This window comes from Nitrosopumilus piranensis, from assembly GCF_000875775.1.
GTDB lineage: Archaea > Thermoproteota > Nitrososphaeria > Nitrososphaerales > Nitrosopumilaceae > Nitrosopumilus > Nitrosopumilus piranensis.
Map to the genome: position 1 here is coordinate 885,905 of NZ_CP010868.1, position 16,519 is coordinate 902,423.

Annotated in this window: 25 protein-coding genes; 12 read left to right on the forward strand and 13 right to left on the reverse strand. The window is 33.6% G+C overall.

From position 1 onward, the window contains the following. Window positions 1-14 precede the first annotated feature (14 nt). Window positions 15-950 carry an ABC transporter ATP-binding protein gene (locus NPIRD3C_RS05170; RefSeq protein ID WP_148703144.1) on the forward strand — a complete coding sequence of 312 codons (936 nt, stop codon included), beginning with the start codon at window positions 15-17 and terminating at the stop codon, window positions 948-950. Window position 951: 1 nt separating this feature from the next. Here NPIRD3C_RS05170 and NPIRD3C_RS05175 read toward each other — a convergent pair whose 3' ends face one another. Both NPIRD3C_RS05175 and NPIRD3C_RS05180 read right to left on the reverse strand, forming a co-directional pair. Next, the gene (locus tag NPIRD3C_RS05175; protein WP_148703145.1) at window positions 952-1,245 is read right to left on the reverse strand and encodes a hypothetical protein; all 294 of its coding nucleotides are present in this window, start codon (window positions 1,243-1,245) and stop codon (window positions 952-954) included. A gap of 130 nt (window positions 1,246-1,375) precedes the next feature. Continuing rightward, window positions 1,376-1,750, reverse strand: coding sequence for a DUF6659 family protein (locus NPIRD3C_RS05180; protein WP_148703146.1), 375 nt, complete (start codon window positions 1,748-1,750; stop codon window positions 1,376-1,378). Between the two features lie 90 nt (window positions 1,751-1,840). Between NPIRD3C_RS05180 and NPIRD3C_RS05185 the strand changes: the two genes are divergently transcribed. Then, entirely contained in the window at window positions 1,841-2,473 is a 633-nt protein-coding gene (locus NPIRD3C_RS05185) for a VTT domain-containing protein (RefSeq protein ID WP_148703147.1), read from the forward strand. On the opposite strand, the gene NPIRD3C_RS05190 is transcribed toward NPIRD3C_RS05185, so the two are convergent. The 4 genes from NPIRD3C_RS05190 to NPIRD3C_RS10610 are packed head-to-tail and all read right to left on the reverse strand — an operon-like array spanning window position 2,470 to window position 5,195. Then, complete coding sequence (locus NPIRD3C_RS05190; RefSeq protein WP_148703148.1) at window positions 2,470-3,027, reverse strand: DNA-3-methyladenine glycosylase; 558 nt, start codon at window positions 3,025-3,027, stop codon at window positions 2,470-2,472. The genes NPIRD3C_RS05185 and NPIRD3C_RS05190 overlap by 4 nt on opposite strands. Next, window positions 3,011-3,601 carry a uracil-DNA glycosylase gene (locus NPIRD3C_RS05195; RefSeq protein WP_148703149.1) on the reverse strand — a complete coding sequence of 197 codons (591 nt, stop codon included), beginning with the start codon at window positions 3,599-3,601 and terminating at the stop codon, window positions 3,011-3,013. Before NPIRD3C_RS05195 ends, NPIRD3C_RS05190 begins: the two co-directional genes overlap by 17 nt. Next, complete coding sequence (locus tag NPIRD3C_RS05200; RefSeq protein WP_148703150.1) at window positions 3,602-5,017, reverse strand: TldD/PmbA family protein; 1,416 nt, start codon at window positions 5,015-5,017, stop codon at window positions 3,602-3,604. A gap of 40 nt (window positions 5,018-5,057) precedes the next feature. After that, a complete protein-coding gene (locus NPIRD3C_RS10610) occupies window positions 5,058-5,195 on the reverse strand; it encodes a hypothetical protein (protein WP_182126876.1) in 138 nt (45 codons plus the stop codon). Window positions 5,196-5,470: 275 nt separating this feature from the next. Here NPIRD3C_RS10610 and NPIRD3C_RS05205 point away from each other — a divergent pair, with 275 nt between their 5' ends. Together NPIRD3C_RS05205 and NPIRD3C_RS05210 are read left to right on the forward strand one after the other, a co-directional pair. Next, complete coding sequence (locus NPIRD3C_RS05205) at window positions 5,471-5,695, forward strand: response regulator (protein WP_237087752.1); 225 nt, start codon at window positions 5,471-5,473, stop codon at window positions 5,693-5,695. A gap of 30 nt (window positions 5,696-5,725) precedes the next feature. Beyond that, window positions 5,726-7,543 carry a PINc/VapC family ATPase gene (locus tag NPIRD3C_RS05210; RefSeq protein ID WP_148703152.1) on the forward strand — a complete coding sequence of 606 codons (1,818 nt, stop codon included), beginning with the start codon at window positions 5,726-5,728 and terminating at the stop codon, window positions 7,541-7,543. Here NPIRD3C_RS05210 and NPIRD3C_RS05215 read toward each other — a convergent pair. Beyond that, window positions 7,530-7,994, reverse strand: coding sequence for a metal-dependent transcriptional regulator (locus NPIRD3C_RS05215; RefSeq protein ID WP_148704136.1), 465 nt, complete (start codon window positions 7,992-7,994; stop codon window positions 7,530-7,532). The two genes, NPIRD3C_RS05210 and NPIRD3C_RS05215, sit on opposite strands and share 14 nt — an antisense overlap. Window positions 7,995-8,130: 136 nt before the next feature. Between NPIRD3C_RS05215 and NPIRD3C_RS05220 the strand changes: the two genes are divergently transcribed. Further along, window positions 8,131-8,487, forward strand: coding sequence for a hypothetical protein (locus tag NPIRD3C_RS05220; RefSeq protein ID WP_148703153.1), 357 nt, complete (start codon window positions 8,131-8,133; stop codon window positions 8,485-8,487). 2 nt (window positions 8,488-8,489) lie between these two features. Here the strand turns inward: NPIRD3C_RS05220 and NPIRD3C_RS05225 are convergent, their stop codons facing one another. Continuing rightward, entirely contained in the window at window positions 8,490-9,236 is a 747-nt protein-coding gene (locus tag NPIRD3C_RS05225) for a hypothetical protein (RefSeq protein ID WP_237087606.1), read from the reverse strand. Window positions 9,237-9,317: 81 nt separating this feature from the next. Here NPIRD3C_RS05225 and NPIRD3C_RS05230 point away from each other — a divergent pair, with 81 nt between their 5' ends. The 4 genes from NPIRD3C_RS05230 (at window position 9,318) to NPIRD3C_RS05245 (ending at window position 11,923) form a co-directional block, all read left to right on the forward strand. Then, entirely contained in the window at window positions 9,318-9,809 is a 492-nt protein-coding gene (locus NPIRD3C_RS05230) for a DUF192 domain-containing protein (protein WP_148703154.1), read from the forward strand. A gap of 40 nt (window positions 9,810-9,849) precedes the next feature. Beyond that, the gene (locus tag NPIRD3C_RS05235) at window positions 9,850-10,482 is read left to right on the forward strand and encodes a hypothetical protein (protein ID WP_237087607.1); all 633 of its coding nucleotides are present in this window, start codon (window positions 9,850-9,852) and stop codon (window positions 10,480-10,482) included. Between the two features lie 35 nt (window positions 10,483-10,517). Next, window positions 10,518-11,291, forward strand: coding sequence for a sulfite exporter TauE/SafE family protein (locus tag NPIRD3C_RS05240; RefSeq protein ID WP_148703156.1), 774 nt, complete (start codon window positions 10,518-10,520; stop codon window positions 11,289-11,291). Window positions 11,292-11,494: 203 nt separating this feature from the next. Next, window positions 11,495-11,923 (forward strand): universal stress protein, encoded by a 429-nt coding sequence (locus NPIRD3C_RS05245; RefSeq protein ID WP_148703157.1) that lies wholly within the window; start codon window positions 11,495-11,497, stop codon window positions 11,921-11,923. A 194-nt stretch (window positions 11,924-12,117) separates the two neighbouring features. Here NPIRD3C_RS05245 and NPIRD3C_RS10615 read toward each other — a convergent pair whose 3' ends face one another. Beyond that, window positions 12,118-12,267 carry a hypothetical protein gene (locus NPIRD3C_RS10615; protein WP_182126881.1) on the reverse strand — a complete coding sequence of 50 codons (150 nt, stop codon included), beginning with the start codon at window positions 12,265-12,267 and terminating at the stop codon, window positions 12,118-12,120. 226 nt (window positions 12,268-12,493) lie between these two features. Here NPIRD3C_RS10615 and NPIRD3C_RS05250 point away from each other — a divergent pair, with 226 nt between their 5' ends. Further along, window positions 12,494-12,901, forward strand: coding sequence for a hypothetical protein (locus tag NPIRD3C_RS05250; RefSeq protein WP_237087608.1), 408 nt, complete (start codon window positions 12,494-12,496; stop codon window positions 12,899-12,901). Between the two features lie 239 nt (window positions 12,902-13,140). Here the strand turns inward: NPIRD3C_RS05250 and NPIRD3C_RS05255 are convergent, their stop codons facing one another. Genes NPIRD3C_RS05255 through NPIRD3C_RS05265 form a run of 3 tightly spaced genes read right to left on the reverse strand, consistent with a single transcriptional unit; the run spans window position 13,141 to window position 14,893 of the window. Beyond that, window positions 13,141-13,707 (reverse strand): NADPH-dependent FMN reductase, encoded by a 567-nt coding sequence (locus tag NPIRD3C_RS05255; RefSeq protein ID WP_148703158.1) that lies wholly within the window; start codon window positions 13,705-13,707, stop codon window positions 13,141-13,143. Window positions 13,708-13,764: 57 nt separating this feature from the next. Then, a complete protein-coding gene (locus NPIRD3C_RS05260; RefSeq protein ID WP_148703159.1) occupies window positions 13,765-13,953 on the reverse strand; it encodes a hypothetical protein in 189 nt (62 codons plus the stop codon). Window positions 13,954-13,969: 16 nt separating this feature from the next. Further along, a complete protein-coding gene (locus NPIRD3C_RS05265) occupies window positions 13,970-14,893 on the reverse strand; it encodes a transcription initiation factor IIB (RefSeq protein ID WP_148703160.1) in 924 nt (307 codons plus the stop codon). Window positions 14,894-15,278: 385 nt separating this feature from the next. Between NPIRD3C_RS05265 and NPIRD3C_RS05270 the strand changes: the two genes are divergently transcribed. Further along, a complete protein-coding gene (locus tag NPIRD3C_RS05270) occupies window positions 15,279-15,521 on the forward strand; it encodes an Lrp/AsnC ligand binding domain-containing protein (RefSeq protein ID WP_148703161.1) in 243 nt (80 codons plus the stop codon). 246 nt (window positions 15,522-15,767) lie between these two features. On the opposite strand, the gene NPIRD3C_RS05275 is transcribed toward NPIRD3C_RS05270, so the two are convergent. Further along, a complete protein-coding gene (locus NPIRD3C_RS05275; protein ID WP_148703162.1) occupies window positions 15,768-15,983 on the reverse strand; it encodes a hypothetical protein in 216 nt (71 codons plus the stop codon). 106 nt (window positions 15,984-16,089) lie between these two features. Here NPIRD3C_RS05275 and NPIRD3C_RS05280 point away from each other — a divergent pair, with 106 nt between their 5' ends. Beyond that, entirely contained in the window at window positions 16,090-16,470 is a 381-nt protein-coding gene (locus tag NPIRD3C_RS05280; protein ID WP_148703163.1) for a DUF6659 family protein, read from the forward strand. Window positions 16,471-16,519 lie beyond the last annotated feature (49 nt).

The window sequence follows — 16,519 nt, forward strand, 5'->3', positions numbered from 1 at the left end:
GGATATGAAAGTATATGGCATTTCTAGCTGTTAATGGATTAACATCTAGATATGATTCCTCAAAAGGCTCAGTCTATGCAGTAGATGATGTTGACTTTTCATTAGATGATGGCGAATCAATAGGAATTGCAGGTGAGAGTGCATGTGGAAAGAGCACTTTGGGATTGTCTATCATTCGAATGTTGGTAGGTGGTAAAACACAAGGTGAGATCATCTTTGATGATGATCCGATATTGGATATTGATGAGAACATCTTTAATGAAAAATTTCGATGGAAGAAAATCTCTATGGTATTTCAAGGAGCAATGAACTCCCTTGATCCTGTTTTTACCATTAATGAACAATTTCTCGAAGTGCTCAAACAACATAATTTTGAAGGACACTCAAAACAGGTGATATCTGATGCCATGAGTTCTGTCAATCTTGATGAGAATGTTCTCAAAAAATACCCTCATGAGCTTAGCGGCGGAATGAAACAAAGAGTTGTAATTGCTATGGCCCTACTGCTAAAACCAAAATTTGTGATTGCCGATGAACCTACTACTGCTCTTGATGTTTTGATTCAAGCTCAAATTGTCAATCTCTTAAAATCTCTAAAAAAGTCAGGCATGTCATTTATGCTAATTACGCACGATTTGGCCGTACTATCTGAGATTGCCGACAAAATCGGTATAATGTATGGAGGCCAAATGGTAGAATTTGGCTCTTCTCAAGAAATCTACAAAAACCCAAAACATCCTTACACTCAAGGACTTTTAGAATCCATTCCAACACTAAAAGGAGGCAAACCAAAATACATCAAAGGAATTCCCCCAAGCTTACTTGAGGCCCCGACACAATGCCGATTCATTGATAGATGTCCTTTAGTTATTGAAAAATGCAAACAACTCCCACCAAAATTTAAAACTGATACTGGATATGTTCGATGTTGGCTATATGAAGACAAGTAGTCTATTTTGATTTTAGATATTCTTCATCAATTTTTTCTAAATACACTTCTTGAATCTGTGCGATCTCTCTTTGTGTAGTGTTTCTACAAATTATTTTTGCGTATTTTATTAAATCTGGATTGTTTTGTGTCTTCTCAAACTCTTCAATCTTTCTAAAAGACTCTTGTTCAAATTTCATAATGTCTCTGAGCTCTCTGCTTATCTCCTCTGTTTTCATCTTTTTATAATCTTTAGAATTTGATTTTCTAAAACTAATCTCGTCAATTAATTTTTGAATCTCATCAGACTCATCCATACTTTTTGATAATTATGGTTATACAAAAAAGTTAATTTTGATTTTCTTTTTTATGCTCTAAAATATGTTTTAGTCCATTTGTCATACTAAGTGAATCTAAATCAATTTCACAATATGGGCACTTCAATTTCTAAGAATGTTTTTTTACAATTGGTAAACAGGAATCAATAATCCTGAGCACCTCTGATCTGATTACTTTTTTATCAATTGATATCCAAACTCTTTCCTTTTTTATTGCAAATGATATTGTTTGAACTTTTTTTCTTTCTTCCCATACAAACTCAATTTCGCCTAGATTTTTATCAAAAAATCCCTCCAAGTCAGTCTTGATGGCAATATGAGAGAATTGATACTGTGTGTTTTTTTCATTCAACAAGGGAATCAAATCTGGCCTTCTTTTATACGCCAATAAATCTCCACTTTCGCCTATTACTCCTACAAATCTAATGAAAGGACTAATTGATGCTATGGCATCACAGATCTCTTCATATTCTTTTTTTTCCATTTACTGGTTCTGTTAAAATATGATATTTTAATGATTGTAACACTTTTTGATCTAGTTTTAATTAAATAATACATGAAAATAGTTTGAACAGTGGATTTTGTTGACCTTTTTCCATTTGCGCCTGAAGTAGGTTATCTTAGTTTAACACTTGTCAACTTTTTCGGATCACTTGTTCCATTTGTCCCATTACCTGGATTTCTACTACTAGCTACAATGTCTGTAGGTGATCAATTTGATCTGCACGTCTTGGCAATCTTGTCTGCAGTTTCAGCAACTGTTGCAAAACAGATCATATTCTATGTCAGCTATGGTGGACGAAAAATTATCAACGAAAAAACACGAAAAAGAATGCGCCCATTTGAAAGATTGGTAAAAAGATACGGCGCAGGTGCTGCATTTTTTGCAGCAGCTACACCTATCCCTGATGATTTAGTTTATGTTCCACTAGGACTTGCAAAATACAATCCAAAACGATTCTTTATTGCAACATTAACCGGAAAATTTGTTCTAAGTTATACTATTGTATTTGTATCACATTATCTTGGCTTGTCTTTAGTTGAGCCATTCTTAGAAGACATTGATGATGCTACTCCCGTTTACATTGGAATTATTATTTTTGGTGCTATGATGACTGCAGTTGTTGTATTGCTTTTGAGACTAGATTGGCAAAGAATCCTTGGTCGATTTGCTCCATGGACATTAGATGAAAACAACAAAGACTAGATACTCATTTTAAAATTCCACAACTTGTCTGTTGCCTCTCTAATCCCTATTCTAGGTGATGATATGATTTTTTTTGGCTTTATGCCTTCAACAATGTATAATTTTGAATTTTTTGTCAAATCTACACCATAGTGCTTCTTGGTAATTTCTAATGCCTGAGTTAGTTTTGCAGGTCCATTTGTGAGATTTTTCAAATCTTTTTTCTTTCTATTTTGTAGCATTTTCTTTATTCCTTTTTCTGGCTCTATTGCACGAATCAAAACTGCACCTGCATCTGTTTTTGGATTTTTAGCGACTACATTAAAGCAATAGTACATTCCATATGTAAAATAGACATAGGCAATCCCTACATCTCCAAACATTGCTTTGTTTCTATCAGTAATTTTCCTAAATGCATGACTTGCAGGATCGTCTTTGTGTCTATAAGCTTCAGTTTCTGTAATTATCCCTGAAATTTCTGTTCTTCCTATTTTTCTAATAATTTTTTTGCCTAAAAGATTCTTTGCAACAGTAACTGTATCTTGAAGATAAAATTTCCTAGGAAGTGTACTCAATATCTATCGGAACTTGTTTGTCATTTTTTAATTCTCTGATTAAATCAAAGAGTTTTGCAATGTCTCCCTCTAATGTAGAGATTAACTCTTGGTTGTATATTGTTGCAGCCGGATGAATTGTCAAAAAATACAATTGTTTGTCTTTTCTTACTAGTTTTCCTCTAAATTTTGTAATCTCTGATCCTCCTAAAATTGAATTAAAGGCAGTATTTCCTAAAACACAAATTATCTTTGGCTTTATTATTGAAATCTCTTTTTTAAGATATTCTTGACAGGTACTTCTCTCTTTTGTGCTTGGAACTCTGTTGTTTGGCGGTCTGCATTTTACAACATTTGTAATGTATACTTCATCTCTGGACACTCCTGCTTCTTCAAGTGCTGCTGAGAGTTTCTTTCCTGCTACTCCTACAAATGGTTCTCCGTTTTTGTCTTCATTTCTTCCTGGGGCTTCTCCTACAAACACTACTTCTGATTGAAAATTGCCCTTTCCTGGGACAGAATTTGTTCTTGTTTTACACAAATCACATTTTGTGCACTCTATTACTTTTTGTCTAACGGTTTCTAATCTTTCCATCTAGTTCACGCTCTTTACAGTTGCAGTTCCTCTAATTGAAGGTCCTCCATTTCCCATAATCATTGATTGCATTGGATCTCCTTTACCGCAATTTGTAATTGGTCTTACTGTAAAGTCATTTCCACATGCGTCAATTGATTGGAAAAATTCTGGAGCAGTACCCATTACTATGACATCTCTTAGCAAATCTGTCACTTCACCATTATCAATTTTTTGTGCATACTGGCATGATATACTCCAATTGTATCTCTTCATGTCTATTGATGGAATTTTCATATTTGAAATCAGATATCCACTCTTTACTTCTTTTATCATTTCATCTACATTCCAATCTCCATTCCCAATACATGTACATGCCATTCTAATCAAAGGCATGAATCGGTAGTTTGTAGCCCTCATATTTCCAGTAGGTGTGACATTGAAAGTTTTTGCAGTCTCTCTGTTTTGCATATGATTTTTTAAAACTCCTTCTTTGACTAGAGTTGTCTTTTTGGTTTCAACTCCCTCATCATCAAAATGATACCATCCTAAACTTTCTTTAATGGTCGGATCATCAAACACGTTTAATTTTTCAGAACCTATTTTCTCTCCTAGTCTTCCTTTCCACCATGCCCCTCCAGCCCATGCCATTTCTTTTCCCAAAACCCTGTCTGCCTCTGATGGATGGCCTAAAATCTCATGTGTTAACAACGAAACAAAATCAGGATTCATTACTACGGTTGCTTTTTCTTCTTTTGCAGGCTTTGCTGATAGCAATTCTGATGCTTTTTTTGTAATATTTTGTGCGCTTTTTTGGGCTTTGTTTGTAATTTGCTCCATTCCCCCTCTTCCTCCCTCTGTGATGTTTACTGATTGCGTTAATCCTGATTCATGTGCAGTAGCAATCATCTCAATTACTACGTCTGAAAAATTTTGGAGAATTTGAGAACCTTCACTGCTTGTAAAATATTTTGAATTGTTAGTGTACCATGGGTTAACGACTGATTTGATAATTTTTGAAGTATCTGAAATAATTTTATCACATTCCATACCTATTTTGATTAATTTTTCTAATTCTGGTTTTTCTAAAATTGGATAGTCTATCTTTTTATTTATAGCAGAGTTTGGGTAAAGGGAGAATTGTTCTTTTTTATTTTTTGCATGATGAGTTGAGTTTTTAATTGACTCGTCAATTGCATTTTTAATTTGCTCATTTGATTTTGGATTTGTAATTGAGCAAAAACTCCATGTCCCATCTTTTACTAGTCTGATTCCTATCCCTGAATCGTTAACTGATCTGACATACTCTGTTTGTCCATTTTCAATTAACGTTGATTTTCTTTCTTGCTCTTCAGCTCTTGCATCACAATATTGAACACCTGAATTCACTGCGTATTTTATTGCATAGTCTGCAAATTCTTCTAACTGAGTATCCATATGCTATGAAACTTTATGGCATTCCTAAATCTTCTGGTGTCTACCTATTGGAAATTGCAGGCATGGTGAAATAGTATTCGTCTTCAAACTCATAGTCTGTCTTTCCTACTTTTCGTAGGAATTCAAAGTATTTTGTGCAGTTTTTGTAAAATTCTTTGTTTTTTTCGTGCTCATCCATACTATATTTTGTCAAATTGACATTTTTTGAGGATTGTGAGTGATTTTAGTTCTCAGAGCTTATTTTCTTTAAGCAGTTTCTATAGGGGTGTCTTGGTTGGTCGCCTGTTTCAGATTTTGAAAGTGTTACGGAAAATATTGAGCCTTGGTCTGTATTGCTTTGTATTTTGTCTTTTCACCCAACCCCCTTCTTTTACTTTAGAGATTGCATGAATAATTGCCGAGGCAGTTGATGGTGCTGAAGCAGTTGATTTCTATAAACAACATAATCCAGAAATTCTTTTACTTGATTTGGCTATGCCAAAAAAAGATGGTTTGGAAGTTGTACATGATGTAACTGCATTTGACTCTAATACAAAAATTATATTGGTTACTACAGGTGATGATCAAAAAATTACCAATCAGTGTCTATCTTCTGGGGCCACATCTTACATTTCAAAACCTTTAGACTTTAACAGCGTACTAAAAGTACTTAGTAATATTTCAGGAAACGATAATTAGGACACATTTTATTTAGAATTTGTAAAGAATTTGTCTAAAATTGTCGCTGATACTAGTGTTGTTATTAATGGTCAATTAATTGTTCAGATTGAAAAAGGCTCTATTAGAAATTCTCAAGTGATAATCCCTCAAGCAGTTTTAGATGAACTACAATCCCAAGCATCAAACAAAAAAGAACAAGGATTTGTGGGACTAGAAAAAATTCGTAAATTAAAAGAATTGTCTGGCAGTTTTGGATTGGAGGTAGTTTTAAAGGGAAACCATCTCTCCACTGATGAAATCAAACTTGCAGGAAGTGGAAGAATTGATGCAATAATTACTGATATGGCAAAACAAAACGATGCGATTCTTTACACCTCTGATAATGTCCAACATTTGGTTGCACAGGCAGAAGGTGTTCAAACTGTATTTCTAAAAGCACAAGTACAAAAACAGACTTTAGAATTTCTAAAGTTTTTTGATGATAAAACAATGAGCGTTCATCTAAAGGAGAATCAGCAACCTCTTGCTAAAAGAGGCAAGCCTGGTGCCTTTTTACTAACAAAAATTAGTGATGACATTCTTTCACGAGATTATTTGGAGATGGTTTCATCCCAAATATTAGATGTTGCAAATACTGATGACTCTAGTACCATTGAAATTTCTAAAACTGGTGCATCAGTAGTTCAGCTTGATGATTACAGAATTGCAATAACACATCCACCTTTCTCTGAATCATTTGAGATTACAATTGTTCATCCAATAATACAACTATCCCTTGAAGACTATAACATGTCTGAAAAACTAATGGAGCGTTTATCCAACAGAGCTGAAGGAATTGTAATCTCGGGAGCTCCTGGCTCTGGAAAAAGTACACTGGCATCAGGTCTTGCCAATTTCTATCATAACAAAGGAAAAATTGTAAAAACCTTTGAATCTCCACGTGATTTGCAAGTTGAACCTGGAATAACTCAATATAGTAAACTTGATGGAAGTTTTGATAATACTGCTGACATCTTACTTTTGGTCCGTCCTGATTATACCATATTTGATGAAGTTCGAAGACGAGAAGACTTTAGAACATTTGCTGATTTGAGATTGACTGGTGTTGGAATGGTGGGAGTTGTTCATGCAAACTCTCCACTTGATGCAATTCAGAGATTCATTGGAAAAATTGAGTTAGGGATAATCCCCAATGTTTTGGATACTGTGGTCTTTGTCAAAGACGGACAAATCCAAAAGGTCTATGATTTGGAATTAAAGGTAAAGGTGCCTTCTGGTATGACAGAATCTGATCTTGCTAGACCTGTAATTGAAATCAGAAACTTTGATGATAACACGCTAGAGCATGAAATCTACACATTTGGAGAAGAAAATGTGATAGTTCCTGTTGGGAAAAGAACCAAAGTAGGAATAGAGAAACTGGCAGAAGACAAAATTCGTGAGACTTTTAAAAAATATGATCCTCATGCTAAAGTTGAAATCCTTACTGATAATAGGGTCCGGGTGCTGGTAGATGAGCAGTACATCCCATCAATTATTGGAAGAGGTGGTTCCAACATTAATGAGATTGAAAAATCGCTTCAGGTTCATGTAGATGTTGTCAAAAAGGACTCTGAGCACTTTGATTTAGATTCAAATGATCTACCGTTTACATTTTCAGAATCAAAGACTGCACTGATTCTAACTGTAAGCAAAGAGTACACTACAATGCATGCTGACATTTATGTTCATGACGAATATATCACGTCTGCTAGAATTGGAAAAAAGGGTCAAATTAAAATTCCAAAACGCTCTGATGTTGCAAGAAACTTGATGAAGCTTGCATCCTCACAAAACGACATCCAATTATTTCTCAAAGATTTTTAAAATTTTCAATAATTTTTGGATTTGCCTTTAGAAATGTAATGAATTTTCTTAATTGTTTGCTTGTTTTTGGATTCAAATGATGTTCTATTCCTTCTGTATCTTGATTTGCAGTATCATATCCGATACCTAGTATTTCAAAAAACTCTAACAGTATCCCATGTTTTTGTTTAATGCCTTCAGCTACTTGAGTTCCCCTGTCTGTTAGATTGATTCCATGATATTTTTCATATTCTAGATATCCACCTTCATCAAGTCTTTGTAGCATCTTAGTTACACTTGGAGCACTTACATTCATGTATCTTGAAATATCTAGAGTAGTTGCATATCCCTTTAATTCCACTAACTCTAAAATAATTTCCAAGTAATCCTCCATTCTGGCACTGGAACGAGTTTTTTCTGATTGGTGTGCAGCTTTGATGGAATCTAGTCTCTTTGAGTTTTTAGATTTCATGTAATCTTTGTATCTAAATCCCATCTACTATAATTGAGTGTCTTTTTTGTGGATTTTAGGTTACTCTTTGTTGACTCAGAAGTAATCGTTGTTGATCTTTGAATCTTAACTATTTTCTTCTAGATTACACTTAGGAATGGCAGACCCCCTAAAGGAACGACTAGAAAAACTACGAAAAATCTCTGAATCTGCAAAACGCAGAGCAAATTTGTATTCTGATGTTGCAAAAATAGATGATAAACATACTGCCCGTTCATTAGGTGCATTACAAAAGGCCCCTGCACCTGGCAAAAAACTCCAAAAAATTGGATTTTTGATGTTGTGGGTACCAGAGCCAACAGGTGTTACTTGTGCTATAGGAGGTCCAATGATTGTTGCAGGTAGATATCTTGAAAAGAAATACAACAGCGCAACAATTAATGATATTGGTCACCAGACAAAAAACACATTTTCTTCAATTAGTGATTTTAAAACATCTGTAATGAATCACTGACTCTAGATGAAAATATCTTTTCCTGAATTAATTGATGGCTTTTTTGGCACATCAAATATCTCAAATGAATCTAGATATTTCAAATGCTTTGAAATTGATTTCTCATCTAGTGTGATCAGTATTCTGTCATTATGTTTGATTTCATATTGTGAAATGTCTGATGGAAATCTTTGACCATTTAGATAAACCTGAACTGATTTTTTTCCTTCTGCACAAAACTCATTAGTATTTTTTGAAAAATCATACTCTACAAAAATACATTTTTCTGAAACCTCTAACCCCATTGATACAAAGAGCATCTCTAATGGTACTCCTGTTGCATGCTTGTGAATGAGATATGGATTATGATCCTCAAAGTGAATGTATTTGCTTGATAGTTGAAACTGTGGCAAGCCAAAGTTCAGTTGCTCTCCGTCTACTACGACAAGTATTGCTGCATGGGCATGATCACTTCCATACTCGCCAACACTGTATTGATTTGCCAATATTTGCTCAGGACTCATGTTTAGTGTGCTTTGAACAATTTCTGAATCAATTTCACTTTGGTTGATAAAATAATATGAAAAGAATCCTGATGACACAATTACAAATGCAATTATGGCTATCGCCAGACTCTTGTTTTTTGGTCTTGGCGGTATCTCTTCATGTTTAATTGGTTCATGATATGTTGAATTACTTTCTTCATATCGTCCAGGAAGACTGTAATCTGAATCAATGTCTTTTGGAAGTGTTTTGTCTTCAGGCAACATTACAATTGATTATTGTTTCTATAAATGTCCTAAATTCTAAAAATAATTAACGTATTTTAAAAGGCGTATCCAAATTGTATCGTGACTACTAGGGCACAAGCACTAATTCCTATCACAATTGCTGCAGTAATTATTGGGGTTGTGGGCTTGATGTCTCTTCCTAGTGAGAGTAAACTAGAGTCAGTTGAATTCCCACGTGGTACGATCAAAGTTGATGATGTCCCGCTTGAGGTCCAAATTGCAGACACTGAACCCAGACGTGTTCGTGGCTTGATGTTTCAAGATCAATTACCTTACGATCAAGGTATGATCTTCGTCTTTAGTGAACCTGGACTATACTCTTTGTGGATGCTTAACATGCAATTTCCACTTGATATGATCTGGTTTGATGAACATGGCAAAGTAGTTCACATAGAGCAAGATGTTCCTCCATGCAAAGCTGCTCTGGAAATTGCTACATGTCAAAGTGTAGTGCCTGAAAATGAGGCACTTTATGTTCTTGAAGTAACTGCTGGATTTATTGAACAAAATAATATTACAAAAGATTCTGTTTTGACTATAATTTCAATTTAGGATTGCAAAACCTTATTTCTCAATGCTAAAGTTGTTTGTTGTGAACAAGTTAATTGTAATTCCAATTATTCTTGGCATTGCAGCTATTGCATTATCTGCAATGTTAATTCCTGAAGAGCCAACTGAATCTCTGTCAACTCCAATTTATGATTCTGGTTTTACTTATTATGACATTGAGAAAATTCAAAATTCCTTAAAAGAACATGATGTCTTTGTTTCATCTCCTACTGCAATAACTGATCACACTGTTAGTAGATATTGTACGTTTTTTGAAAAAGGATTTGCAAAAAATGTGGAATACTGTACAACTACAGCTGTTTTAGATTCTAATGGAAACACAATTGGAAATATTAACATTGGTGGAAGTACTGCATCTCCAATTCTTGCAATAGTTAACCTTGAAACTGATACTTTGGAATCAGACAAGGAAAAAACATTTGCAATCTTTGAGACCGTGATTCAAACACTAGTATGTGAGTGCTGGGGAGAAGAGGAATCAAACTTTCAATCCATTTCTGACTGGATAGGTGCTGTGCACACCTTTTACAATGATTCTGATAAGCGTAATATCAAATCAAAAATTGATAATTTGGCCAATACTGAAATTGTTTTGGAAATTACCTCAATGGATAGTTCTGTGTTGCAGACATTAATTATTCTAAAGCACGTCTAATTATATACGACAAAATTCTTTGATTGGCAAATACAATGATTGATCATCTTTGGTTTATTCTTTTAGGATTTGTGGCAGGTGTGCTCGGTTCTATGATTGGATTAGGTGGGGGAATTATTGTGGTTCCTGTTTTGACTTTTTTGGGATTTCCTCCAACTACTGCGGCAAGTAACAGTCTATTTGCAGCTCTTAGCAATGCTGTTGCATCTACTATTTCGTATTCTAGACAGAAACGAATTGAATACTCTTTGGGATTAAAACTTGGCTTGCTGTCTATTCCTGGAACTGTTTTGGGTGCAGTTGTATCAAGTGATGTTGCTCCTGATATTTTTAAAATATTGTTTGGTTTTGTACTGATTGCATCTGCAGCTTACATCTTCTTGAGAAAACGAATCGAAACAAAAGAAAAAAAGACTTCGATACAAATGATGGTCTTTGTTGCAGGTGCTAGTTTCTTTGCAGGAATAATATCATCTTTTTTTGGAATAGGAGGCGGTATTGTGTTTGTTCCATTAATGGTAGTTGGGATGGGAATGGCAATGAAAAAAGCTGCACCAACATCTCAAATGATATTGTTGTTTGCCTCATCTTCTGGTGTGATAGTTCATAGTCTTTTGGGACACCCTGACTTTATTCAAGCTGGATTTCTTGCAATTGGTTCCTTTATTGGAGGACTGGTTGGTGCCAGACTATCTATTGATATCAAAGAGAGATATCTGCAAATTCTAGTCTCTGTTGTAATTTTGATTGCTGCAGGAAAACTATTCTTTGACTCTGCTACTGGAAACTCTGTTTTACTGGGATTTTAGGCTCGGAATTTTTTAGTGCTTTTATACAAATTTTGTAATGTATATTGTTCGTCAGGTCTTATGGCCTGAGGGCGGGGGAGACTAGTCGGCTCTCCTGTATCTTTATTCAAATTATTTTAAAAACCATTCAAATCTTTTTGAATTCACAATTGAAAATCATATTTTCTATTTATTAATATACAGTCATGAAGAATAGAACATAAATGACAAAAAGAATTATGGTTTGCTTAGATGGTTCTAAAAATTCACTTAGGGGATTAGACAAAGCAATTTCGTTTGCAAAACAATCTGATACTATTATTGTTGGTGTCCATAGCGATACTAGCTTTAGTGCTTTTTCTGCTGTTCGTGCACCTATACTTCCAATGAAAAAATGGAAGCAGAAAGCAAAAGCGTTAATGAATATTGCCAAGAAAAAAGTAGAAAAAAACAAAATTGAATTTGAAGGAATTGTAATTGCTGGCCATACTTCTGGTATTGATTTAACTACATTTGCTAATAATCCTGCAAACAAGATTGATCAAATTGTAATAGGCTCGCGTGGAATGGGATTTCCTAAAGAACTATTCTTTGGCAGTACCTCTAATTTTGTATTACACAAAGCAAAGGCTCCGGTAACTATAGTAAAATAATCTCTAAAAACTTGATTTGAAAAAAATTTGGTATAATTTTTGAAAGCCGCAGACGTGTGAACGAGAAAAAATTATCTCTTCAATGATTGCGCAAGAGAATAACCCTCATCTTGGATTGTGATCTGTGCAAAAAACTACAAGAAAAACAAGCCAAATTTACTAAAGAACCTGGATTTAAAAAAGAAAGATTGTTGCTAACCAAGTAAATTGCTAGCAACAAGATATGCTCCTGCACCCATGCCAATCATTGCACCAATACCCATGCAGATAAGATCGAATTTCACGACCTTTCTAAATGGAGCATGAACAGTTTTATCCCAGTTTGAGATTTGTTGTGTTTTCATGATTATACTATGATGTTGTTTTACATAGTATGTAGTAACAATGTTGGATTACCGGTAAGCTGATCAGCTTACCAAAATATATGGTTACAATCAATTTACAATTTGTTATGCGAGAACACCGTTTCCCTAGACCAGACCAACTCTGTGAACTTTTTTCACAGCGTTCTCGCTATTTTAATAAAGAAATTCTAAATATTTTTTTGATTAATTATGAGGTGAAAGTTTTTTGAATTATGTTAATCTGTTTCAAAAGTTTGATTCAAAATTCGTAGACTATGCAATAATTGGGGTTGTCTTGTTATTTTTTATCGGCATTCTTGCATTTGAATACAAGACAATTGGGTTATCTGAACCACTGCTATTGATTCCCATTGAATGGAAATCTTTCTTTGATGGATTGATATGGCCATTGGTTGTATTGTTGATACTTGATTTGGTATTAAAATACAAAAAAGTAAATGATCCAAAAAAATTTGTAAAAAAGTATTGGATTGACATTGTAATGTTGATATTAATTCCGATATTTTCTGCATTCAAATTTCTTAAAATTGGTTTGAGTTTAATCAAAAAACTAAAGACTGCAAAAATGAGCGCAAAGGCTCTGCATAAGACAAAAAAAGTAGTTAAGAAATAAGTGTCTGTGCCTGACAAATCAATTTTGTATGCAAATTCCATATGAACTCCTTTTGCTGGTATGAATCAATAGAATTTTTTTTATGTAAGAAAACAAAATTTTTGTCATAGTTGACTACAAGTATCTTGGATGTCCAAAGTGCAAAGAAGTGGGTCTGTACTGCACTGTTCGCCGAAAAAAAGTAGAAAAGATACTTGAAGAAGATCAAATTCCTTCCTAAGGTTGTTCGCTCTAAGAAATTAGTAGGGGGTTCCCTTTTCCCTTTGATTCTTAAATGCTGTAAGGTACCATTCAAACTCATCTAGAAAACGCTCAATTCTTTTCTCGTATTCTTGATGCAAAAGATTCCCTGATTCATCTATTGCCTCATGTACTTTTGAAATTTGAAGAGAAGAAGGAATTGAAGGGGAACCTAATTCTGCAAAAATCTGTCGCAAGTGCTGTGCTGCATTAATTCCTCCAAAGGCACCCACAGAATAGGAAACTATGGCAGAAGGTTTGAAAAAGTATTCTTCCAGACAATAGTCAAGAGTATTTTTTAATGCGGCAGATGTGGTGTGATTGTATTCTGGAGTGATTGGCACGTATCCGTCAGCAGAAATTATCATGTTTTGCAGTTTTTGAAATTTTGGCTCTGGATTTTTCATTTCTTTGTACATTCTATCTAGAATCGGTAAATCCAACTGCATTGGATCCACTAATGATACCGTGTGACCTCTATCCTTAATCTTTTCTATGATGTACTGACTAACTCTTTTACCATTTCTGTCACTTCTCACAGAACCTAAAATTATTGCTATATTCATGTCAAAAAATATTCAACTAATTTCATAAAGTTTTCTCTTTTTTGATTACTAAATAATCTAAACTAATTCCAAGGATAGTTTATGAATCTCTTTTTGTTTTTCAAGCATTTCTTTGATCTTTTCAGATAATGCTAAACTATGTGGACTAGTTGATTCAATGTCTCTGTATTCTGCAGCAAGCTTTTCGTATTCTTTTTGAAGATCTTCATAATACTTTATTTTTTCATTATTTTGTGTTTGAGTCATACAATTCACTTTTGTTTTATGCCTCAATGTCTATGCTTTTTAGGTATTTTGCAGCAAATGGTCTAAGTAGTCTTGTCATTTTACGAATTGTAACAGTGCTGATGTTTGTTTTTTTAGAAATTTTCTGCATGGAAATATGTTCATCATAATTAATGGCAGAAAGATAAAGTGATGCAGCTGTGATTCCAATTGGATTTTTCCCTACATGCAAATTCTCTTTTTTTAGATCATAGATTATTTTTGCTGCCAGTCTTGCAGTTTTTTCACTAACTGCTAATGTATTTGAAATTTTGGAGACATAGTCTGTATTAAAGGAACTTACTTTAAGTTCTAGATTTTTTACAAGTCTTTTGTATGTTCGTGAAAGCTTCTTTTTGCTGATATCTGCTACTTTTGATGTATCGTCCATACTTCTTGGAATTCCTAATTGTTTACATGCAGCGTAAACGGATGCTGCCATCATGGATGGAATGGAACTTCCTCGTATGATGTCCTTGCTTACTGCCTTTCTGTAAATATAGGCTGCATGCTCTTTTCCATTCTCTGGGATGCTGAGCTTACTGGCATATGCATCTAGTACTGTAAATGCTCTCATCAAATTTCTTTCCTTACTGCTATTTTTACTCCGTGAATCCCATAACCTCATTCTTGAGAAATGGGCCTTGTTATCGGACAAAATTCTTTTTCCTACTGCATCAATATTTTTTTTAGAAATTACTGAAGATTTTGACATGTTTGACATTGCAATTTTTGAGGGAGGTCCGTTACGTACATTTTTGAGATAATCTTCATTTGTAAAAGTACCTGGTCCATTAGTTTGATCAACTATTTTTTCTTTTAACACCATCCCGCAATCACTACAACATACTTCTCCTGTATTGATGTCTGTAATGGGTGATGTGTGTTTATTCTTAAAACAATACTCTAGTATTTGCTTCATGGGTGTTATTGATGACAAAATGTTATTATGATTTGTAAAATTGTTAGCTTATTTTCAATTAATTAGCTTATAAAACTTAGGCATATTATATACAACAAAATTTTAAGATCATAAAACTAGAAAATATTTTTTTAAAATAATTGTATCTTTTTCTGTAGTGCTATTGTTTTGATTTTTAAAAACGCCTGTTTACATCCTATGGGTAATGTTTTCTTCCAATCTGCCATTTTTCTAGTCGTTTTCTTTCATAATCTTCTAAATCCTTATTTTTAGACATTGAGCATAAAATACATCATCATCATCTATAACTAATTATCAACAAATTATTTGAAATTAAACAAATCAGCTTATGAAGTAATAATAATAGTTTTTAACAAAAACACCCATGGGAGTTTGTTTTCTACTAGTTACTTGCACAGTAAATAAAAATATAGAGACGGCAGAAACTATTAGAAAATTACCTGGTGTCAAAGAAGCAATCCCTGTAATTGGCGCATATGATTGTATTGTAAAAACCGAGATGGACTCTGACGATGTCAAAAATTTTGTCTTATCTAGCATACGTCCTCTAGATAACGTACGAAGTGTTATTACACTATATGATGCGCCACCATTAATTCTATCATGACGTTTGATGATTCCAAGTTAAGCGTATACATTTTTGAGGATTCTATAGTAATAAAAAATCACAAAGATATTGCAAAACAATTTCCTAGATGTGGTATCACTAAGATAGAATCATTTGTGCTGGATATGGTTAAACGTGGAAAATTAGATGATTTGTTGTGTTAGATGAAATATTATCAAAAAACTGTTTAAAATAAAGGAAAAGTTTTGGATGATTGTTTATTATCTTCGTTGACCAAAACCCAAACTATTCTTCTCGGGCTTTGTCGTGAGTCCAATAGTATGCAATCTTTGATGGGATTAGCCAAAATTTCTTTGTTCCACCATCAATTTCTACAAGATCTGATGATTCATCAAACTTGACATTATGTTTGTGAAGTTCAAATTTTTCACCAGTGTCTGACATTACCATTAGCTCACCTTTCTCGTCAACCATTTTTTGTAGTTGTTTCAATTTTGTCATGCATTAATTTAGCTCCAGAATTACTTTAGTTCTAATATCAAAATCAGCTGAAATTAACAAGTGCAGCTTAGATGCGTATATGAATTTAAATCACAAAAAAATATTAATGTCTACACAGATTATCCCTAAATCATTAGATCATGCATGTGATGTTTTACTTGCAAACAATTCAGTAAGATATGTGGGCATTCTCGATAATATGGGCAATCTTATATTTGACAAAAAACAAAGAGAACTTGAATTACCTATATCTGATGAAAAATCACGTTCCCTATACATAAAATCTGTTTTGGGTATTTTATTTGAAAAAGATTTTGATAATAATGTTGGTCCATTAAGATACATTGTTAGCCATAGAACAAAAATTGATATGATATCAATTCCTATATTTGGTTATGTTGTGATGATCTCAATTGAACCAAATGAAAATTGTGATGTGATTGCAAATAGTGCCATAATGATATTTGAAAAATTGTTAAAAAATTAATTGCTTACATTGTACAAAAACAATTAATTTTATTAAGATTTAAAATATT